18 protein-coding genes are annotated in these 20,877 nt (G+C 67.9%); 5 read left to right on the top strand and 13 right to left on the bottom strand.

Features of this window, described 5'->3' with window-relative positions; genetic code table 11:
- Window positions 1-173 precede the first annotated feature (173 nt).
- From BLV63_RS09380 to BLV63_RS09370, 3 genes are all read left to right on the top strand, one after another.
- Complete coding sequence (locus BLV63_RS09380) at window positions 174-1,226, top strand: iron ABC transporter substrate-binding protein (protein WP_066212071.1); 1,053 nt, start codon at window positions 174-176, stop codon at window positions 1,224-1,226.
- Window positions 1,227-1,347: 121 nt separating this feature from the next.
- The gene (locus BLV63_RS09375) at window positions 1,348-2,832 is read left to right on the top strand and encodes an ABC transporter permease (protein WP_174521261.1); all 1,485 of its coding nucleotides are present in this window, start codon (window positions 1,348-1,350) and stop codon (window positions 2,830-2,832) included.
- A complete protein-coding gene (locus tag BLV63_RS09370; RefSeq protein WP_174521252.1) occupies window positions 2,829-3,989 on the top strand; it encodes an ABC transporter ATP-binding protein in 1,161 nt (386 codons plus the stop codon). The genes BLV63_RS09375 and BLV63_RS09370 overlap by 4 nt, the downstream gene beginning before the upstream one ends.
- Here the strand turns inward: BLV63_RS09370 and BLV63_RS09365 are convergent.
- From BLV63_RS09365 to BLV63_RS09355, 3 genes are read right to left on the bottom strand one after another with little or no spacing between them, the layout of a single operon-like run.
- On the bottom strand, window positions 3,980-4,984 hold the full coding sequence (locus tag BLV63_RS09365) for a sensor histidine kinase (protein WP_066212069.1): 1,005 nt from the start codon (window positions 4,982-4,984) through the stop codon (window positions 3,980-3,982). The genes BLV63_RS09370 and BLV63_RS09365 overlap by 10 nt on opposite strands.
- Window positions 4,977-5,651: a response regulator transcription factor gene (locus tag BLV63_RS09360; protein WP_066212067.1), complete on the bottom strand. Its 675-nt coding sequence runs from the start codon at window positions 5,649-5,651 to the stop codon at window positions 4,977-4,979. The genes BLV63_RS09365 and BLV63_RS09360 overlap by 8 nt, the downstream gene beginning before the upstream one ends.
- A gap of 39 nt (window positions 5,652-5,690) precedes the next feature.
- Window positions 5,691-6,443, bottom strand: a complete 753-nt coding sequence (locus BLV63_RS09355) for a phosphatase PAP2 family protein (RefSeq protein WP_066212065.1) — start codon at window positions 6,441-6,443, stop codon at window positions 5,691-5,693.
- A gap of 138 nt (window positions 6,444-6,581) precedes the next feature.
- Between BLV63_RS09355 and BLV63_RS09350 the strand changes: the two genes are divergently transcribed.
- Window positions 6,582-6,920: a YciI family protein gene (locus BLV63_RS09350; RefSeq protein WP_066212061.1), complete on the top strand. Its 339-nt coding sequence runs from the start codon at window positions 6,582-6,584 to the stop codon at window positions 6,918-6,920.
- Between the two features lie 60 nt (window positions 6,921-6,980).
- Here BLV63_RS09350 and BLV63_RS09345 read toward each other — a convergent pair whose 3' ends face one another.
- From BLV63_RS09345 to BLV63_RS09335, 3 genes are all read right to left on the bottom strand, one after another.
- Window positions 6,981-7,802, bottom strand: a complete 822-nt coding sequence (locus tag BLV63_RS09345) for an SDR family NAD(P)-dependent oxidoreductase (RefSeq protein WP_082724085.1) — start codon at window positions 7,800-7,802, stop codon at window positions 6,981-6,983.
- 35 nt (window positions 7,803-7,837) lie between these two features.
- The gene (locus BLV63_RS09340; protein WP_066212057.1) at window positions 7,838-9,157 is read right to left on the bottom strand and encodes a threonine/serine exporter family protein; all 1,320 of its coding nucleotides are present in this window, start codon (window positions 9,155-9,157) and stop codon (window positions 7,838-7,840) included.
- A 152-nt stretch (window positions 9,158-9,309) separates the two neighbouring features.
- Complete coding sequence (locus BLV63_RS09335) at window positions 9,310-10,455, bottom strand: epoxide hydrolase family protein (RefSeq protein ID WP_066212984.1); 1,146 nt, start codon at window positions 10,453-10,455, stop codon at window positions 9,310-9,312.
- Between the two features lie 68 nt (window positions 10,456-10,523).
- Between BLV63_RS09335 and BLV63_RS09330 the strand changes: the two genes are divergently transcribed.
- Complete coding sequence (locus BLV63_RS09330; RefSeq protein WP_066212055.1) at window positions 10,524-11,480, top strand: helix-turn-helix transcriptional regulator; 957 nt, start codon at window positions 10,524-10,526, stop codon at window positions 11,478-11,480.
- A gap of 4 nt (window positions 11,481-11,484) precedes the next feature.
- Here the strand turns inward: BLV63_RS09330 and BLV63_RS09325 are convergent, their stop codons facing one another.
- The 7 genes from BLV63_RS09325 to BLV63_RS09295 all read right to left on the bottom strand — a co-directional run bounded on the left by BLV63_RS09325 (window position 11,485) and on the right by BLV63_RS09295 (window position 20,872).
- Window positions 11,485-11,916, bottom strand: coding sequence for a universal stress protein (locus BLV63_RS09325; RefSeq protein WP_066212053.1), 432 nt, complete (start codon window positions 11,914-11,916; stop codon window positions 11,485-11,487).
- 158 nt (window positions 11,917-12,074) lie between these two features.
- Window positions 12,075-14,408, bottom strand: coding sequence for a glycoside hydrolase family 65 protein (locus tag BLV63_RS09320; RefSeq protein ID WP_074784205.1), 2,334 nt, complete (start codon window positions 14,406-14,408; stop codon window positions 12,075-12,077).
- An 88-nt stretch (window positions 14,409-14,496) separates the two neighbouring features.
- The gene (locus BLV63_RS09315) at window positions 14,497-15,231 is read right to left on the bottom strand and encodes an HAD family hydrolase (protein WP_066210405.1); all 735 of its coding nucleotides are present in this window, start codon (window positions 15,229-15,231) and stop codon (window positions 14,497-14,499) included.
- Between the two features lie 9 nt (window positions 15,232-15,240).
- The gene (locus BLV63_RS09310; RefSeq protein ID WP_254780537.1) at window positions 15,241-16,272 is read right to left on the bottom strand and encodes a LacI family DNA-binding transcriptional regulator; all 1,032 of its coding nucleotides are present in this window, start codon (window positions 16,270-16,272) and stop codon (window positions 15,241-15,243) included.
- Window positions 16,273-16,444: 172 nt separating this feature from the next.
- Entirely contained in the window at window positions 16,445-16,822 is a 378-nt protein-coding gene (locus BLV63_RS09305; RefSeq protein WP_066210412.1) for a VOC family protein, read from the bottom strand.
- Between the two features lie 60 nt (window positions 16,823-16,882).
- On the bottom strand, window positions 16,883-19,744 hold the full coding sequence (locus BLV63_RS09300) for an AAA domain-containing protein (RefSeq protein ID WP_082723970.1): 2,862 nt from the start codon (window positions 19,742-19,744) through the stop codon (window positions 16,883-16,885).
- Window positions 19,745-19,879: 135 nt separating this feature from the next.
- On the bottom strand, window positions 19,880-20,872 hold the full coding sequence (locus tag BLV63_RS09295) for an ATP-grasp domain-containing protein (protein WP_066210418.1): 993 nt from the start codon (window positions 20,870-20,872) through the stop codon (window positions 19,880-19,882).
- Window positions 20,873-20,877 lie beyond the last annotated feature (5 nt).

Genomic DNA, 20,877 nt, shown 5'->3' with positions numbered 1-20,877 from the left:
CCCAGTTTAGCAAGGGGCTCCGTGCCGGCTTGGGGCCCTCGTCCGACCGACCACGGCGTCATCGTGACGGCGTCCGCCCTTCGCGCATTGGCACCTTTAGGCATAGCTAACCTAAGCTTGCTCAGGACCCTCCCCAGGACTCCGAACCCTTTTGCACGTAGAAAGCAGTTCCCATGACGTTGCGTAAGAACGCTCTGGCGGGCATCGCCCTCGCCGCGACCGCCGCTCTCGGCCTGGCCGCCTGCGGTTCCGGCAGCTCCGCGCCCGCCGCGGGCGGATCCGGAGACTCCAAGATCTCCGGCGAGATCACGGTCTACAACGCCCAGCATGAGTCCCTGACGAAGGAATGGGTGGACGCGTTCACCCAGGAGACCGGCGTCAAGGTCACCGTCCGCCAGGGCGACGACTCGGAGATGTCCAACCAGATCGTCCAGGAAGGCGCCGCCTCCCCCGCCGATGTCTTCCTGACCGAGAACTCCCCCGCGATGGCCCAGGTGGAGAACGCCGGCCTGTTCGCGGACGTTGACAAGGCCACCGTGGATCAGGTCCCCGCCGCCTACCGGCCGTCCACGAACAAGTGGACGGGCATCGCCGCTCGCTCCACCGTGCTCGTGTACGACAAGAAGAAGATCTCCGAGGACAAGCTGCCGAAGTCCATGCTGGATCTCGCCAAGCCGGAGTGGAAGGGCAAGTGGGCCGCGTCGCCGTCGGGCGCCGACTTCCAGGCGATCGTCGCCGCGCTGCTGGAGCTCAAGGGCGAGGCCGCGACCACCGAGTGGCTCAAGGGCATGAAGGAGAACTTCAAGGCCTACAAGGGCAACAGCACCGCGATGAAGGCTGTCAACGCCGGTGAAGTGGATGCCGCGCTGATCTACCACTATTACTACTACGGTGACCAGGCCAAGACCGGCGAGAACTCCAAGAACGTCACCCCGTACTTCTTCAAGCACCAGGATCCGGGCGCGTTCCTGTCCGTCTCGGGCGGCGGCGTCCTGAAGTCCGCCAAGAACCCGGCCGCCGCACAGGCGTTCCTGAAGTTCATCACCGGCAAGAAGGGCCAGGAGGTCCTCAAGAACGGCACCTCCTTCGAGTACGCGATCGCGTCCAACGTCGAGGCGAACCCCAAGCTCGTGCCGATCAAGGATCTGCAGGCCCCCACGGTGGACCCGGCCAAGCTGAACTCCGCCAAGGTCACCGAGCTGATGACGCAGGCCGGACTGCTCTGATTCCGTGACCGCTGATTCAACGGCCTCCGTCCCGGCGGAGGCCACCGTCAGGCCGCCGCAGGCGGGCAAGGGCGCACGCCCTCGCCCGCCTTTCGGCGTCTCCGTGATCTCTTTGATCGCGATGCTCATCGCGCTGCTGTCGCTCATCCCGCTCGGGTACGTCGTCTACATGACGGTCACCACGGGCTGGGACACGGCGGTCTCGCTCATCGTCCGGCCGCGCGTCGGCGAGCTCTTGCTCAACACCGTGCTTCTGGTGGTCCTCACCGTGCCGCTGTGCCTGGTGCTCGGCGTCGGCGGGGCCTGGCTGGTCGAGCGGACCACGCTCGCCGGGCGCCGGTTCTGGGCCGTCGCCCTCGCCGCGCCGCTCGCGATCCCCGCCTTCGTCAACAGCTACGCCTGGGTCTCCGCCGTCCCATCCCTCGAGGGGATCGGATCCGGGGTGCTGATCTCCACGCTCTCCTACTTCCCGCTGGTCTACATTCCCGCGGCCGCGGCCCTCAGCCGGCTGGATCCGGCGCTCGAGCACTCCGCCGCCTCGCTGGGCCTGGGTCCGTGGGCATCCTTCTTCCGGGTGGTGCTCCCCCAGCTCCGCGTGGCGCTGACCGGTGGAGCGCTCCTGGTCTCGCTGCACCTGCTCGCAGAATACGGCGCCTTCGCCATGATCCGCTTCGACACGTTCACGACGGCGATCATGATCCAGTTCCAGTCCACCTTCAACGGCACCGCAGGCAACATGCTCGCCAGCGTCCTGGTGTTCCTGTGCCTGCTGCTCCTGCTCGCCGAGGTCCGGGGGCGCGGCTCCGCCCGGTACTCCCGCGTCGGCTCGGGGAGCCAGGGCATTGCGTTGCGCCTGCCGCTGGGCCGCTACCAGGTGCCGGCACAGCTGTCCCTGCTGGCCCTCGTCCTGCTCGCCTTCGGCCTGCCTCTGGCCCTGGTCCTCCGCTGGGCCGTGCAGGGCGGCGCCGCCGTCTGGACTGCGGACGAGTTCGTCCCCGCCCTCCTGCAGACCCTCTTCTACGGGGTGATCGGGGCCGCCGTGACCACCGTGGTGGCGTTCCCGCTGGCGTACCTCGCCGTGCGGAACCCGACGTGGTTCAGCAAGGCCCTGGAACTGTGCAACTACGTCACGAGTTCCCTGCCCGGGATCGTGGTGGGCCTGGCGTTCGTCACGGTCACCATCCGGCTGGCACCGGCCGTCTATCAGACCACCGGCGTGCTGATCGCCGCATACGTGCTGCTGTTCCTTCCCCGGGCCCTGGTCAGCCTGCGCTCCGGCCTGGTGCAGGCGCCGAAGGAACTGGAGGAGGCGGCCCAGGCCCTGGGCACGTCCCCGTTCCTGGCCTTCCTCCGGGTCACGCTGCGCCTCACCGCCCCCGCGGCGGCCGGCGGCGCCGCCCTGGTGTTCCTGGCCATCGTCAACGAGCTCACGGCGACCCTCCTGCTCTCCCCCAACGGCACGCACACCCTGGCCACCGAGTTCTGGAGCAAGAGCAGCGAGATCGACTACGCCGGAGCCGCCCCCTACGCCCTCCTGATGATCGTGCTCTCCGCCCCCATGACCTATCTCCTGTTCCACCAGTCCAAGAAAGCAGCCGGACAGTGACCTCCCCCTCCTCCGCCCACTCCGTCGCCCCCGGCGTCGCGCCCTCCGTGGCCGGCACCACCGACACCCATCTCGCGATCGACGGTGTGGTCAAGAACTTCGGCAGCCAGGAGGTGCTGCGCGGGATCGACCTCGCGGTCGCCCGCGGCGGGACCACCGCGATCGTGGGGCCGTCCGGTTCCGGCAAGACCACGCTGCTGCGGCTCATCGCCGGATTCGAACGGCCCGACGCCGGCTCCATCCGCCTGAGCGGCACGGCTGTGGCGCAGGGTTCCGCGTGGGTTCCGGCGCACCGGAGGAACGTCGGCTATGTGGCGCAGGACGGCGCGCTGTTCCCGCATCTGTCGGTCGCCCAGAACGTCGCGTTCGGTTTCGCGGGCGATCTGGGCAGCCACCGGTCCTCCGCTGCGAAGGCCCGGATCCGGGAACTGCTCGAGATGGTGTCCCTGGACCCGGCTCTCGCCACACGCCGTCCCCACGAGCTCTCCGGCGGCCAGCAGCAGCGCGTAGCCCTCGCCCGCGCTCTCGCCCGTGAACCCGAAGTGATGCTCCTGGACGAGCCCTTCTCCGCGCTCGACGCCGGCCTGCGCGTCGCCACGCGCCGCGCCGTGGGCGAGGTGCTCCGGACCGCCGGCGTCACCACCGTGCTCGTGACCCACGATCAGGCCGAGGCCCTGTCGTTCGCGGATCAGGTCGCCGTCATGCGGGACGGCGCCCTGGCCCAGGTGGGCAACCCCTTCGTGGTCTACACCCGGCCCTCCGACCGGGCCACCGCGGAATTCCTGGGCGAGGCCGTCGTGCTGGACGCCTGGCTCGAGGGCTCCCTGGCCATGTGCTCCCTAGGCGGGATCCCGGTCCGTCGCCCTCCGGCACAGGGCAAGGTGCACCTGATGCTGCGGCCCGAGCAGATCCGGATCGCCCCGGACGGCCCGATCCGCGGCACGGTCGTGGACACCGACTACTTCGGCCCCGAGACCACCGTGCGGATCCGCCTCAACCCGCGGCCCAGCGTGGCGGGCGGCCCCGAGATCCCGGGCGGCGGAGAGACGATCACGATCCGGCACTGGAACGCGTCCATCACGCGGCCCGGCACGGAATTGTGCCTGCGCGTCATCGGCGAGGGCGTGGCCTTCCCGTGGGAGTCCGTTCAGGGCTGAGCGCGCCCGTGCTTCGCCGCGGGCAAGACGAGGCGCATGACCGTGCCGTCGGAGCCCGTTCGGACGAGTTCGGCCCGGCCTCCGGCCTGGGTGGCGATCTCCTGGACCAGGGCCAGACCGATGCCGTAGCCGCGTCGCCCGGTCCCGACGGAGTCGCTGGAGCTGCGCACGAAGCGCTCGAAGATCCGCTGCCGGTCGACGTCGGAGATCCCGCTGCCCGTGTCCGCGACACTGACCGTGACCATGTCCCGTTCCCGTCCCACGGTCACGGTGACGCGGCCGCCGTCGGGGGTGTGGGCCAGAGCGTTGTCCAGCAGCGCGAGAAGCGCGCGCCGGAGACTCTGCTCCCTGATCACCACCGTCGCACCGGGCAGTCCCCCATGTTCCACGGTGACCTGACGGTCCGCGGCGAGCCCTGCCGCGCTCTCGACGACCTCCGCCGCCAGCGCGTCCACGTCGACCGGCCCGGCGTCCTGCGCGGCCTCACGTCCGGTGGCGGCCTCGAGGAGCCCGTCGACCAGTTCGGTCAGCGCCGCGGTGTCCTGCCGGATCTGCGCGAGGGCCTGGCCTGCCGGCGAATCCGCGGGGCTGGTCCGCTGCGCCAGCTGCACGCGCGCGTCCAGAATGGCCAGGGGCGTTCTCATCTCATGGCTCGCGTCCTGCACGAACCGCCGCTGGCGGGCGAGGGCATCGCTGAGGGGCCGGATCGAGCTGCGGGCGCTGAACCAGCCGATCACCCCGGCCAGCACCACACCCACGAGCCCCACCAGGATCATGTCGCGGATCAGGTCCCGCGTGTCCAGGGAGACGAAGACGGCGCCCGGTTCCGCGGCATCGGGCCCCGGGCCGCCGGCCTTGCTGACGAGGTACACGGTCGCCACGGCGAGCAGACAGAGCACCAGAGCGCCGCAGGCGGCACTGATCCGGAGGGCGATCCTCAGCGCGGCGCTGCGGAGCTCCACCTGATCGGGGCCGGGACGACGGGGTTCAGTCATGGGGATCACCGATCTGGTAGCCGACGCCGTGGACCGTGCGGACCACGGCGCGGGCGATCTTGCGGCGGAGGTGGTGCACGTGGGTGTCCACGAGACCTGGGGTGTCCGTCGGCTGGAAGACACGGGACAGGATCTCTTCGCGGCTGAAAACCCGCTCAGGATCGGCCGCCAGGAGCGCGAGCAGCTCCCCCTCCTTGGCCGTGAGCGAAGCACTGAGCCCGTGGACGGAACGCGCCTGCCGCCCCGCGGCGTCGAGTTCCCAGTCACCGAAACTGAGCGACGACGGCGGCGCGTCGTACGTGCGGGTCAGCGCGCGGAGGCGGGCGGCCAGCTCCGCCGCGTCGAAGGGTTTGGTCATGTAGTCGTTGGCGCCGGCGTCGAGTCCTCTGATCTTCTCCTCGGTCGCGCCGAGCGCCGTGAGGAGGAGGATCGGCGTCGCCACGCCGCGCTCGCGCAGGGCCGTGACGACGGCGATGCCGTCCAGCCCAGGCAGTCCACGGTCGACCACGAGCACGTCCCAGGTCTGGGTGAGCGCAAGGTGCAGGCCCTCACGTCCGTGGACGGCGAGCTGCACCCGGTACTCGGGAGCGAGGAGCTCGGCCGTCAGAGGCCCCAGGACAGGATCGTCCTCCACCAGGAGCACGGAGGGCCGGGGTGCGGGATTCACAGGACCATTCTCGCTCCCGCGCGCCCAGGACCGTGGTCCTCAGCCGTGTCCTTCCACCTTGCGGACCACGCGGGACACCAGCGGAAGGGCCAGGACCCGCGGGACCAGAGCGTTCCACAGCCAGGTGAAGGCGAGCATCGCCGCCCCGGTCACGAGGAAGGAGGCGAGCACGTCGGTCGGGTAATGGACCCCGATGTACAGGCGGGACCAGGCCACCACGAGTGCCATCGCCGCCCCGGCCCAGACCGCGATCCGGGCCCAGCGGGTCCCCCGGAGGAGGAAGTACGCGGCGAAGACCAGCGCCACCGCCAGGCACGTGTGGCCGCTGGGGAAGCTGTTGGACCCGGTCTCCGGCGCCAGAGGGTCCAGGAGCAGTGCGGGGTTCGGCCGCGGGCGCGCCACGATCAGCTTGAACACCTGTGACATCCCCCAGCCCCAGCTCACCGCCGCAGCGAACAGCACCGCCCGCAGGACCTGCCGCCGAACCAGGAGGATGACGGCCCCCACCGCGATGATCAACACCCCGGCCACCGGGCTGAAGAGCGTGTTCAGACCCATCGCGACGGCGGTCAGGACGGCCTCGTGGTGCCTGCTGAGCTCCTGGTCGACCCCGAGCTCCGCCCCGCTCAGACCGGGCATCAGGCGGATGCAGAGCCCCAGCGTCAGGGCGGCCAGGGCGAGCACCGACGACGCCGGCAGCCAGTGCCGCGGCACGCTCAGACGGGGGAATCCCCGGGGAGGCCGCGGCCGGGCGGGACGGGCGGGACGGGCGGGCGTGGACTGCGAAGCCATCGATGTTCCTTTCGAACCGTGCGTGGCTCCGATCGTGTCAGGACGGTCCTCAGAAACTCTTAAGAAGTGCTCCGCGCCCCGCCGTGGCAGGGAAACACACCCCTTGCGCCCACCCGCTGGCGGGTCCAGGATCGGCCTATGACCAAATACCTGATTTCCTTCCCCAGCGACGCGATGGTGGTCTCGGAGGAGGACTTCCCCACCGTCGTCGCGGAGTCCCACGCCGTCATCGCGGAGGCCCAGGCCGCGGGCGTCTACGTCTTCGGCGGTGGCATCAACGAGGAGGTGGAGCCGGTGCGCGTCGGGGCCGACGGGTCCATCAGCCCAGGACCGTATCCGGGCCTCGACATCCGTGGCGGCTTCACGATCCTCGAGCTGCCGGACCGCGCATCGGCGGAGACGTGGGCGGCGAAGATCGCCGCGTCCTGCCGCTGCCCGCAGGAATTGCGGGAGTTCATGTACGACCCGATGAGCTGAGCGGGCTGCCGCTCAGCTCGGGGTGCCGGCCCGTCCTGACTCGGTCCGGACTGTCTGTCCTCAGGCGATCCAGGGGCGGGTGAAGCCGAGGACGCGTTCGCCGTCGAAGTCTGCCAGCGAGACACCCACGAAGTTCCGCGCGGCATCCGACGTCTGGTTCCGGAGGGCGAAGCCTGCCGCGGTCGCGATCTCCGCGATCGCCGCTCCGGCGCTCTCGGCGGACTGGGCCTGGGAGAACGCCCCGGCGGTCCGTCCGATATAGGCGTCGAGTAGGGGCCCGTAGGCGCCCGTCTCCGTGGGCCGCGCGACGTTCGCCACGAATTCACTGGCCACCGCGGCGGGTTCGATCACGCCCACCTGCACGCCGAACCGTTCGGCGACCACCGCGAGCGACTGCATGAAGCCCTCCACCGCGAACTTCGCCCCGCAATAGGCGTCGGCGAACGGCTGGCCCACGGCTCCGCCCACGCTCGTGACGGTGAGGATCCGGCCCCTGCCCTGCTCCCGCATGCCGGGCAGAACCAGCTTGGTGAGGTTCACAGGGGCCAGGTAGTTGACGTCCAGCTGGGCCTGAATCTGCTCCATCGACAGCTGTTCAGCCGTCGCCACGCTCCCGCGGCCCGCGTTGTTGATCAGCACGTCGATGCGGCCATGGTCGGCGAGCACGCCGCGCACCACGCGTTCGGCGGCGCCGTGATCCACGACGTCGAGCTCCCGCACGTCCAGCTCCACCCCGGCGTCGCGGGCGGCGGCGTGGAGGGCGGCGGCTCGGGAGGTGTCGCGCAGCGTGGCGACCACGGTGAGACCCCGGCGCGCCAGGTCGACGGCGGCATGCAGGCCCATGCCGGAGGAGGTTCCAGTGATCAGTGCGACATCAGACATGCGGTCATCGTACGCCCCCGCACCGCCCGGACGGATCAGCGCGTGCGCCACCTGAGACGCGCCAGATGCACGCCGAGCGCGACCCCCGTCCCGATACCCAGGCTGATCGCTGCGGCCGTGCCGAAATGCTCCGCCGCATCGCCCCCGCCCATCGCCTGAAGGATGCCGAAGAACACCGGGATCCCGGGCAGGAGGGCGCCCGTGATGCCCATGAGTGCGAGCACTTGGTACGGGTAGCCGGTGCGCTTCACCAGGGCTGCACTCAGGAGGCCGAGGACCACGGCCGAGAGCGAATTCGCCCAGACCGCGGACAGGCCGGTCGCGTGAAGGAAGAACTGGTTGACGGCGCCCGTGACCACGCCCAGGAAGGCGGCCGGCGCCACCAGCGCCAGCCTCCCGCCGTTGGCGAACGCATTCGCCACGGCGCCCAGGGCGGAGAACACCAGCACCAGATACCAGGGCAGGGTGGGCAGGGCGTCGAGCCGTGGATGGGCCATGCCGAGGACCTCCCCCAGCGCGAAGGTGAATCCTCCGCCGATCGCGATCCCTCCGGCGGCGATGGCGACGCTCGCCACGCGCGTCATGGCGGACAGATGGTCGGCTTCGATGGCGTCCGTCACCGCTCCGATGACCTGGGGTAAGGGGATCAACAGGAGCCAGTTCACCGCGATCGCCGCTGCCGCGCCCACCGGGTCCACGAAGCCGAGCTGGACGAGCGCGGTGGCGAAGGCGCCCGCCGCGCAGCTCTGCACGGCGATGGCGAACAGCCGGGGCAGTCGCAGCCCGCCGATCATCACTCCGACCAGGGAGGTCACGGCCTGCACCAGCGCCGCGGCGACCCAGGCCTGCCAGCTGACGCCCAACTGCATGCTGATGAAGAACGCCAGGAGCGTCAGCCCGAGCGTGACCACCCACCATGGAGTGGCCGTGTCCCGGAGCCGTTCGACCTCCTGCCGCGCCGCGGTGAGACCGCCGTGGGCCGCGGCGGAATCGGCCCAGGTCCGGGCGTCCTCGACGGTGCGCTCAGCGAGTCTCTCGAGTGCGCGGGCCCTGGTGCAGTCGATGGCGTCGAGCGACCGGGCCGCGCCGGAGAGGGAGACTGTTGCGCCGTCGCGCGTGACGGCTTCCAGCAACAGCATCCGGCCGAAAGAGTTGAGCACGAGGCCGTCCAGGCCGAGTTCGCGCCCATACCTCCCGAGGGCCTCCTCGGTCTGGCGCGTGGTCTGGCCGGATTCCAGGAAGCCGTGGCCCAGTGCGGACAGGAAGGCGAGGCGGAGGCGCACCTTCTTGGCGGACAGGCCCGCGGCCGCGGGTTCGGGCGCGCTCAGACCGGAGGGCGAGGCTGCTGCTTCCATGCCTCGATCCTAGGGCGCGCCGGCTCGTCACGCGTGGTCAGCCGCCGAGTTCGGGGGGAACCCGCCGAGATCGCGGGCTGCAGCCCGCGCATCCAAACCGGACCCCCGACGTCGGCGCCGTCACCCGGCCGGGCACCTCGCTCAGCATCTCGTCAGGCCTGCGAGCGCAGACCCGTGAAGAACGCCCGGATGTCCTCGGCTAGGATCTCCGGCCGCTCCAGTGCGGCGAAATGCCCGCCTTCCTCGAACCGGCTCCAATGCACGATGTTCGCGTTGTCCCGATCGGCGAACACGCGGATCGTCTGGAAATCGTCCTTGAAGACGGCCACGCCCGTGGGAGCGTGATTGACCTGCGGCTCGGCCTGTTCCTGGGCGTTGTCGAAGTAGCTGCGGCTCATCCCGGCGGCCGCGTTGGCGAACCAATTCACGCTGACCTCCAGCAGGACCTTCTCGAGAGGGACCAGCGAGGTGCCGTTGCCGAAGGACTCGAACAGTTCGCTGTACGCGAGCAGGCCGACGGGTGAGTCGCTGAGACCGACCGCCACCGTCTGAGGCCGAGAGGCGTTCATGGTGTTGTAGCCGCCCACGGACTGGAACCACTGCATGTGTTCCAGACCCGCGTAGTCCGCGGGTTCCAGCTTCTCGAACTCCGCCGGATCGCCGGAGGGGAAGGAGAACAGCTGCAGGACGTGCAGGCCGAGGAACCCGTCGGGATTGAGCAGACCGAGTTCCCTTGCGACCATCGCCCCGTTGTCCGAGCCGTGAACGCCGTAGCCGTCGTAGCCGAGGCCCCGCATGAGCGCGTCGTAGGCCCGTGCCACGCGGCCGACGGTCCATCCGGACTCGGTCACGGGCTGCGAGAAACCGTACCCGGGAGCGTCGGGAATGACGACATCGAACGCGTCCTCGGGCCGCCCGCCGTGCGCCACGGGGTCCACCAGGCGGTCGATGAGATCGAGGTAGTCCACCGATGACCCGGGGTAGGTGTGGGCGAGCAGCAGCGGGGTGGCTCCGGGATGGGCGGAGCGCACGTGGATGAAGTGCACGAGCTGCCCATCGATCCGAGTGGTGAAGTGTGGGACAGCGTTGAGACGGGCCTCGGCGGCACGCCAGTCGAGGGACTGCCAGGCCGCGACGGCCTCCCGCAGATAGCTGTTGGGGGTTCCGGTGCGCCAGTCGTCGGAGGGAGCCGGCTGGGGCAGGCGTGTCCGGGCGAGGCGGTCCTGGAGATCGGCGAGGTCGGCGTCGCTGACGGACACGGTGAAGGGCTGGATTTCGAGGGGTGCTGTGGTGTTCATGGTTCCCACGCTACGGACCTATTAGGCTGAAAACGTTCCTCTTAACCTCACGAATTTCGGAGGATCCCATGACCGGTCCCGCGGGCAGGCTTCTCGCTCTCCTCCCCCTCTTGCAGGTTCCCGCAGGGCGCACCGGACGCGAACTGGCGGAGCGCCTCGGGGTGAGCCCGCGAACCGTGCGCGCCGACGTCGAGCGGCTGAGGGAACTCGGCTACCCCGTGACGGCGGTCCGAGGACCCGTGGGCGGTTACCGTCTGGGAGCGGGCGGACGCCTGCCACCGCTCCTGCTCGACGATGAGGAGGCTGTCGCCGTCACGGTCGGCCTTCAGGCGGCCGCCGGGATCAGCGGCATTGAAGAGGTACGCACGCGCGCGCTGGCGAAGATCGAACAGGTGCTGCCGGCACGGCTGCGGCCCATTGTCGACGCCCTGGGCACGGCCATCGACCGTGGTCAGGAGAACATCGACACGGACGCCCCGGATCCGGAGGTCGACCCCCGGGTGCTCCGCTCCGTGGCAGCGGCGATCCGGGATACTGAACGTCTGCGGTTCGACTATGACGGCGCCGAGAGACTGGTCGAGCCCTATCGCTTGCTGAGCTGGCAGCGACGCTGGCACCTCGTGGCGCGCGATCCCCGGGAGGGCACCTGGGGAACTTACCGCGTCGACTGGATGGCACTGGGCAACCCGACCCATCGGCTGTTCACGCCCCGTCCCCTGCCGGGCGGCGATTACGCGGCGTTCGCTCTGCGCACCATCGCGGCGAGCGGATGGAAGGTCCACGCCAGGCTGCGGATCGATGCCTCGGCTCAGAGTGTGCTGGACCGCATCAACCCCACGGTTGGGGTCGTCGAACCGATCGATGCGGAGCACTGCGTGCTGGTGACGGGGGCGGACAGCCTGGACACCGTGGCAGCCTATATCGGCATGCTGATGATGGATTTCACCGTGGAAAGCCCGCCCGAGCTCATCCCCCGCCTCCGACTGCTCTCCGAGCGCTACCGGAGAGCAGTCGAGGGTTCCTGACGGTTCAGTCGGTGGTGTCCGCGATGTAGACGTTGCACTTGGCTTCGTGGGCCACGGAGTTGGCGACGCTGCCCAGGACGCGGGCCAGGCCCTTCATGCGGCGATTGCCCACCACGATCACGCTGGCGTCGTGCTCCTCGGCGTGGGCGATGAGCGCCTCGGCGGGGGTGCCCACCACGGAGAAGGCTTCGACCTGGACGCCGTCCGCGGACAGGCTCCCGGCGACCGTTCTGGCGGTCTCCGCGGCCTTCTCCTGGCGGTCTCCGAAGATCACGGCACGCTCGTAATTGGCGCCGTGCAGGGACGCCTTGTTGCCCTCGTAGGCGGTGACCACATGCAGCGTGGCGCCGAACCCTTGGGCGAGGCGCAGGGCCTGCTCCGCGGCTCGCGCTGCGGTCTCGGTTCCGTCCACTCCGACGACGATGATCTCCGGCATGCTGGTGCTCCTTCTCCACGATGATGGCCTGGTCAAAACGGTACCGTGCGGACCATCGTCCGAGGCGGGATCATCCGTAACAAACCCCGGAACTCGGGCCGAAAGTGATGGAGAAAACACCGTCCAGGGCGGCGCCGACCATCACGCCGGCCGCTCACTCAGGCGCGGGTCAGCACCGTCTGCAGCCCGGCCGTGGCAGGCGACTGCGGGAAGACGCTCGGCGCCGGGGACGGCACCGCCGCGAGGGCCACCCGCACCGGATCAGACCCGACGTGGACGAGCCGGTCCCGGACCTGGACGTCCAAGGGGCCGCCGGATTCGACGCTGAGCGTGATCTCACCCGGCGCCAGGCGCACGGCGAGCACCGAACCCCGCATCCGCAGACGGAAGGCGAGGCCCTCCCAGCCCTCCGGCAGCCGGGGGTCGAAAAGCGGGTGCTCCCCCTGGTCGCGGAAGCCGGCGAAACCGTTGACGAGCGCGGCCCAGACACCGCCCGCCGAGGCCGTATGGACGCCGTCCACCGTGTTGTGATGCAAATCGTCCAGGTCGATGAACGCCGCCGTCGTGAAGTGCCGCAGCGCCACATCCCCGTAGCCGACCTCGGCCGCCATGATGCCCTGCACGCACGCCGAGAGCGTCGAGTCGCCGGTGGTCAGCGGATCGTAGAAGTCGAAGGCACGCTGCTTCTCCACGGCGCTGAAGTCCTGCCACTGCAGGAACATCGCCAGCACCGTGTCCGCCTGCTTGAGCACCTGGTGCCGATAGATCACCAGCGGGTGGAAGTGCAGCAGCAGCGGGTATTTGTCCCGCGGCACGTCCCAGTCCCACGGTTCCAGGGTCATGAAGTCGGCGTCCTGAGCGTGGACGCGCAGATCGGTGTCGTAGGGCAGGGTCATGCGCTCCGCGGCTTCGGACCAGAGCTGCCGTTCGGTCACTCCGGCGAAGCGCCCCTCGACGGCGGCCGCGGCCCGGAGATTGAACCGCGCCATGACGTTCGTGTACAGGTTGTTGTTGACCACGGCCGTGTACTCGTCCGGACCCGTGACCCCGTGCAGGTGGAAGCGCCCGTCCTTGCCGAAGAAGCCGAGGGAGACCCACATGCGGGCGGTCTCGGACAGGATCTCCGCGCCCTCCCCCGTGCGGAACTCGTCGTCGCCCGTCGCCCAGACGTAGCGGGCCGCGGCGAAGGCGACGGCGGCGTTGATGTGGAACTGTGCGGTGCCGGCGGCGTAGTACGCGCTGGCCTCCTGGCCGTTGATGGTGCGCCACGGGAAGAGAGCGCCGTCCACGCTGAGCTCGGCCGCACGGGCCCGCGCGGCGGGCAGCATCGAGTGGCGGAACGCGAGCACCTTCCGGGCGGCGTCCGGGGAGGTGTAGCTGAGGTAGGGCATCAGGTACACCTCCTGATCCCAGAAGTAGTGGCCCTCGTAACCCGATCCGCTGACGCCCTTGGCGGGGATCCCGGACACGCCGGCCTGCGCGGTCGCCTGGCCCAGCTGGAAGAGGTTCCAGCGGACCGCCTGCTGCAGCTCCGGCTGGCCCGGCAGCTCGATGTCCGCGGTGGACCAGTACTGCGCCCAGTGCTCGGCCGATTCCGCGGCGAGCTCCTCGATACTGAGAACCGCCTCCTCGGCACGGGCCAGGAGCGTCTCCGGAGTCTCCGGACCCACGGCGTAGGAGACGCGCTTCTCAAGGACGAACTCTTCCCCCGGGTCGACCGGCAAGACGTAGCGGACCGCGCTCCGGTCGGCGTCCGTCTCCGTCGAGAAGGGCGGGAGGGCGCCCGGCGCCACGTGATCGACCGCGACGGCGACGCTCTGGCGGGAGGCCGCCGTCGTCCAGGCGAGGCGCAGGGAGCCCTTGGCGCCGTCGCTGAACGCCGGCATGAGCACTCGGCCGGCGTGGCGTCCGGAGCGACGGGGGTCGTGGTCCGAATGGTCCTCGGCCGGCTGATCCTGACGGTTCACCACCTGGGAGACGGCATCCAGCACGATCCGTCGGTCCGCGCTCAGGCGCAGTTCGACGGCGAGGGAGCCACGGTGGCTCTGCCCGAGCACCCGCCGTTCGACCGTGGTGACGACCGCACCGGAGGCACACTGCCAGACGACGGTGCACTCGTAGATCCCGCTCGCGAAGTCCAGGGTGCGGCGGTAGTCGAGGACGGGCACCGTGCCGAGCGACAGTTCTTCGCCGTCCACGCGCAGCAGCGTCTCCTGCACATCGGGGACGTACAGCATCCGCTGGCCCTGCTTGGCGAAGCCGTAGGCGTTTTCGGCGTGACGGATGTCGAAGGTCTCGTGGAAACCGTTGATGAAACTGCCCGGCAGGAAGGCGTCGGCAGCGGACGCATGAGCACCACGCACTCCGAGGTGACCGTTGCCGAGGGCGAAGACGGTCTCCAGGGCGCCTTCCGAACCGGGGGCGTACGACGTTTCGAGCAGGGCCCAGGGGTGGGCGGGGAATCGGGTGCGGTCAGCGGAGATCAGAGACATGGGAAGGCTTTCAGACGCTGGATCGATCGGGGGGCGCCGGGACGTGGGGGAAGCGTCCCGGCGGAGTGTGGGGTGGGGTGCCTGAGGATCAGGCCGGGAGCAGTTCGTCGAGGTCGGACACCACGAGCGTGGCCCCGGCGGAGCGCAGGACGTCTTCTCCCGCTCCACGGTCCACGCCGATGACGGCGCGGAACCCGCCGGCCGCGCCGGCCTCGACTCCGGAGACGGCGTCCTCCACCACCGTGGCGGCGGCGGGGTCCACTCCGAGCAGCTCGGCGGCCCGCAGGAACGTGGCCGGATGCGGTTTGCCGGGCAGCCCTTCGCGGGCCGCGACGTTGCCGTCGACCACGATGGGGAACAGATCCGCCATCCCTGCCGCCTCCAGCACGGCCGGGGCATTGCGGGATGACGACACGACGGCGAGCTTCACACCGCGCTCGCGGGCAGCCGCGACGAAGCGTGACGAACCGGGGTACGGCTCGATGCCGTCCTCGATGATCTGGGCGAACAGGCGGTTCTTCAGGTTTCCAAGGCCGCGGACGGTGCGTTCGGTCGGCGCGTCGTCGTCCTGGCCCTCAGGCAGGGTGAGGCCCCGGGAGGCCAGGAATTCGCGGACACCGTCGTAGCGCGGCCGTCCGTCGATGTGGGCGTAGTAGTCGGCATCCGTGTACTCCGGTCCGACCCCTTCGACGGCGAGGACGTCCTCGAACAGGGTGCGCCACGCCTGCTCATGAGCGAGAGCGGTGGGGGTCAGCACGCCGTCGAGGTCGAAAAGGAGCGCCTCGGTGCCGTCCCAGATCGACGTGTTCAGTGATGTGGTCATGGGGGGTCCTCAGGGTTGACGCCGGGGGCGGCGGGTGGTCTTGCGTTCGATGAGGGCGACGGGCAGGCGATGGTCCTGCGGGGCCCCGGACCGTCCTTGAAGACGCTCGGTGAGCAGATCGGCGGCGAACGCCGCCTGGTCCGCCACGGGCTGCGCGACGGTCGTGAGCCCCAGGACGGTGCTCATCGGGTGGTCGTCGATGGCGATGAGCGAGACGTCCTTCGGCGCGGACAGCCCGTGCTCGCGGAGTGCCTTGAGCGCTCCGAACGCGGCCTCGTCACAGGCCGCGAACACGGCCTCCGGGAGGCCCCGGTTGTCGATCAGTTCGGTCATGGCCCGGTACCCGCCTTCGATACTGGACGGTTCCTTGATGATGCGGTCAGGGTGCACCTCGAGATGGTGCTCCGCCAGGGCCTGCGTGAACCCTGCGAGCCGATCGCCCGAGGTGCCGACGGTCCCGCGATCGTCCTCGTCGGCCGCCAGGATGGCGAATTCCCCGTGGCCGAGGCCGAGGAGATGACTGGTCGCCGCGTGGGCCGCCTGAACGTCATCGATCCCTACGGTGTCCCACGGTACGCCGCTCAGTCCCATGCTCGCCACCTCCAGAGGCGAGGCGGCCAGCGCCTGCACCTCATCGTCGCCGAGGTCGACGCCGAGCAGCAGCACACCGTCCACACGCTGAGCCAGGGCGTCGAGATCACCGAAGATCCTCTCGCGGACGTCAGCGCGACCGCGGAGGCTGATGAGCACGGAGTCGAGGCCGCTGTCGGCGAACACCTCTTCGGCCGCTTCCACCGCCTGGGCGAAGAACCAAGTGGTGGCCCGGGGGACGATGATGGCCACGGATCCGGTCCTGCCACCGGCCAGTCGCGCTGCGGCAGACGAGGCGCGGTATCCGAGTTTGGAGGCCGCGTCCTCGACACGGCGCTGGGCGTCCTCGGACACGTTGGGAAGTCCCCTCAGGGCCCGCGACACGGTGCAGATGGACAGGCTGGACAGCAGGGCGACGTCCCGGATGGTCGCGCGGCTACGGTCAGTCAAGGAACACGGCCTCAACCCTTTCATGGTGCACATTCCGGCGCGATGGAGTCAGCGCCGAAAGAGATTGTAAGCGTTTACACTCTCCGCTGACAACGCCGCGTTCGGGGATGTCGTTCAAGGGTTTCCTGCGCGCAGGAACGCGCCTGGTCAGCCGGCGCCGGGTGTCACGACGTCAGCCGTCCGTCCTCTCCGAGGCGCTGCGCTCGACGCAGAACTCGTTGCCCTCGGGATCATGCAGTGTTACCCACCCGGTCCCGTCGGGTCGCCGGTGGTCGCCTTGCACCGTGGCCCCGAGCGAGAGGAGGCGTTCGACCTCTTCGTCGCGGGTGCGGTCCTGGGGCTGGATGTCGAGATGCATGCGGTTCTTCACGGTCTTGCGGTCATCGACCCTGACGAACAGCATCGAGCCGCCGGCAGTCGTGACGAGGGCCTCGGGATCGCCCGGCGCGTCGTCGTCGCCCAGTGAACCGTCGAGGGCTTCGGCCCAGAAACGTGCCAGCTGGAAGGGGTCTGCCGCATCGAGGGTGATATGCCGGATCAGTGAGCTCATGGTTCCAGCCGACCATGAAGTGGGCGATCCGTCCAGAGTCATCCCCTGTTGAGCCTGTGGTCAAACCCGCGCCGATGCGGCGAGGGCTCCCCGGATGCGGTCTTCTTCTCCGCTCTCAGTGGTGCGGAGCCGAAGGAGAGGCAGCCCTACGCGTTGCAGGACCGAGTCCTTCACTCTGTCCCGCCTCAACTGGGCTGGATTGTTCTCGTGCCAGGCGAACCCGTCCACCTCAATGGCGAGTTGCGGTAGCTGAGTCACGGCGTTGTAAACCACGAAGTCGACCGAGGACGTCCGCCGGACAAACGCACGCTGCTCATCGTTCAATGAAGTTCCTCGAGCTACGAGATTCTTGAGGAAGACTTGCTCCTGCAATCGAAGATGGCCATGGGCCGGCTCGGCAAGGATGTCTCCGATCAACACTCTGATGATCTCCTCCGAGCGGTACTTCGCCGTGCTGCTGAGCCGACCCGCCAGGGGAGCCAATTGCGCGTCAAAGTCTCGGTACAGCAGGTCGAAAACCGACACCACCGCGCTCGGCTCGACGGCCTGATCGGGATAGTGGTACTCGATGTAACCGATCAGATCCCGTATGTGCCGGCTCTTCGGAAGCTGGTCGAAGTTTGTAACGAGCACAAAGGTGTCGATGGCTCGGGACACAGCGACATTGATGAGCCTGGGGTCGTCGACGAACTGCAGGCCGCGGAGGCCCTGCCAGGTCTCGGACAGCACCGTTGTCAGCACCACCATGCGTTTCTGTCGGCCCTGCAATCGGTGCACGGTGTCGACTGTGTCCATCTGATCGCTCAGTTGCGCTGCGGCCTTGTCAGCCTGCTGACGATACGGCGCCGCGAACGCAATGTCCTCCAGCCGGGTGCCCGGCGGAGCTGCGGGGAGAACTTCCTGAAGCACGACGTCGATTTCCCGCTGATTCGATTTCCCGCCTCCTCGGTGCTGGCGCATGTGATTGCCGCGAGCTGTGGGATGGACCCTCATGGCCGGCGCGGCCCGGCCGTCGCTGCTCGTATAGGAAATCAGTTGGCCATCGTAGAACGCACGATTGCAGAAGCCGATAATCGCAGGATGACAGCGATAGTGCTCACGGAGCAGAGTCACCGGCACCGTTTCACCGTAGAGCAACTGCAACGAGGAGAGGATACTCTGCTCGACATAGTCATAAGGTGGAGATGGTGCCGGCAGTGCGCCCTCCGGCATCGAGCTGATCTGCGGAAGTTGCTTGCGGTCACCGACAATGACGAGGTTTCGGCACACCGACATCGCCAGGCTCGCACTCAGGAGGTCGACCTGCGACGCCTCGTCAATGATGAGGTAGTCGAACAGATTGCCTGCCGGAATATTTCTTCGCAAAGAGTGACAGGTACTGAGAACCAATGGGTACTCGTGAACTAGCGAGCGAAACGATGTGGCGTGCCGTAGCGAGTCCGGGGTGAAGTCGGCCCGGCCGCCTTGACCGACTCTTGATGCAAGCGATGCAGCAAATGTCTCAAGCGACCGCAGCTGCCGCTGGCGGGCTACTTCTTCGAAGTCGGAACCATCGAGCTCGCCGTCGAGCCTGGCGATGTCTGAGACGAGTTCGGCAATGCGCTTTTGGTAGTACGCGGACTGAAGCGCGAGAACAGTTTCAACGTCGGCCGAATCGATGTCTCGTATACGCCCATACTTGAAGAATTTCCTCACCCGACCGATGAGACCCGGGCGGTAACCAAACTCCATTTCGAGGGAGGACTCAGCAAGGAACTCCAGGATGCGCGAGGTGGGGCGGCGCAAAAGCGGAAGCGAGTCGACACTCACCGACTTTTCGTCGTCGCAGCGTCGTCGGAAGTGATCGTACTCCAGCCGGTACTCGGCGAGGAGCGCCCGAGCCTGTGCCCGTTCGCGCTCCATGGCTTGTAGCGCTCTCAGCCGCTCGTCGAGCTCGGCAAGCTGCGTGGGATCCGGTGCGGGCGGCGAGCAATGGGCAAAGGCGACAGCAGCTTCATTGCGCTGCCTTTGGGCCGCGAAAAAGGCTTCCTGTTTCGTTCGGTTTCCGAGCTCAGCCACTATGTGACCGAACCCGTACTCTTGGAGCTTCTCACCCACATTCTCGACAGCGGAGTTGCTCAACGACACCACGGCAACGCTCCCCAGTTCGTTGACGACGATGTTTGCGATCAGGTTCAAGATGGTCTCAGTTTTTCCGGTCCCGGGCGGTCCCTCAATCACCGAGATCTGATGCGTCAGCGCTTTCTCGGTAGCCTCCTGCTGGCTGAGGTTGCTACGAAATGGATACACCCGCTTAGCTGGCGCAGACCGTGGTGACGGCAGCCCTCCCGAAAGATACCTTGCGAGCACGCTCTCCGGATGGACGAAATCGAACGATCGATAGGCCCGGACTATCGGGTCGGATTCAGGATCCTTCGCCTCGATGATCTCTCGGAAATAGCCCAAGACTGCACTGGACTGGGCAGAGCGGTACGTCGCGTCAGCCATGATGACCACGTCTTCCGCCTCGTACCAACACGTTTTCTCGATGCCATCCCGGCTGGTCCAGAACAACTTCCTCAGTGGCCCATCCGGGCCATCGAACTCGAAGATCTCGAGAGCTGATGACCACAGAACTCCGCGCACCAAGACCACATGCTGGTCCGGCACAAGAATCGGGGTCCCTGGGGCACAGACGGCCGCCCGCACCCGGCTGTATGAGTACGCGATGCGTGGGCTTCCTGCGTGCTTCGGCACAAAGGTCAAGGTGATCTTGGACGCGCCGATGGCGAAGGAGTCCACCTCGTGCGTGCTGTCCGACCATCTAGACTTCGGGTCTTTTCGCGTGAGTACGAGTGCGCTCCGTGGATCAACCAAAATAGCCTCCTCAAAACCGTTAAACGACCAGGCATCCTGCCGTCGACCGAATACACGGGCCTGCATGGGCTGACGCCCGCCTGAGAGTGGAATCGGGCGTCAGCTCATGGCGGCCACCTCACACGTCACCGTGTACACGCCTCAGCCGAATTTCCCAAAGGCCTGCACCGGTTTGAATGCGGCGGCCCTTGAGAAATGAACCTAGCGAGCAGCTGCGGCAAGCGCTCCGTCGACCGCTGTCCTGGTCAGCAAGTCCGCAATGTCCTCCCCAGTGGCCTTTCTGTGGTAATTGATCCCGCCGGGATTCACGAGGTTGAGCTCGACGAGGTATGGATACGCCATATCAATCCCCACGAAACGAATTCCGAAGTCCTTCAGCCGCTCACCGATCTTCTCGCTCAGGGCAAGCTCATCCGCATTCAGCTCGAGCGCACCGACATCGCCGCCTGTCGAAGCGTTGCCGCGGAACTCGGCACCTTTGCCCGTCTTCTTGAACCCCCCGACAACCTTTCCGTCGGCGATCATCACCCGCTTCTCGGTTCCCTTGAGCTCCGGCAGGAACTCCTGAAGCACTGCATACTTCTCCGCCTGGCCGAAGGCCTCCCGCGTGAACATCTCGTACTTCTGGTAAGCGTTGCCCGTCGCTGACTGAAGAAGGGCGGAGAAATTGGCGTCGCCTGCAGTCAGCTTGAACACGTCGGCACCGCAGCCGGCATTCGGCGGCTTGATCACCCAGGAGATGTCACCATTGGACTCGCAGACCTGACGGAGGGTCTCCTCGTCGCAGGAAACAAACGACTCGGGAAGATTGCCCTGCAGATCAAGAGCCGCGATTCCGATCTTGTTGTTCATGAAGAAGAGACCGCTGGGGTCGTTGACGAAGGGGACTCTGCGCTCCAGGAGCCACAGGAGCTGGAAGAACTCCTTTTCACGGTCGGGGTGACTGTAGTCCAGCACCCAGACGAGATCGAAGTCTTCACACGAGCGCATCTCATCCATGATCACGTGCGGTTCGCCGACAGCCCCGCCTTCGAAGGTGGCCTGCTTGCACTGAATGACCCCTTGGAGGTAGCTGAGCGTATCGACATCACCGAGGGCGACCTCGTGGCCCTGGCGGTGCAGGGACTCCGGGATGAGGAAGTTATTGACGAACTTGTAATCGTTGGTCTGGATCGTCAGAACAAGAATCTTCATGTTTC

The sequence above is a fragment of the Arthrobacter woluwensis genome (assembly GCF_900105345.1).
GTDB classification, from domain to species: Bacteria; Actinomycetota; Actinomycetes; order Actinomycetales; family Micrococcaceae; genus Arthrobacter_E; species Arthrobacter_E woluwensis.
Note: the sequence above shows the minus strand (reverse complement) of the source record. Positions and strands in the feature narration are given on the sequence as shown.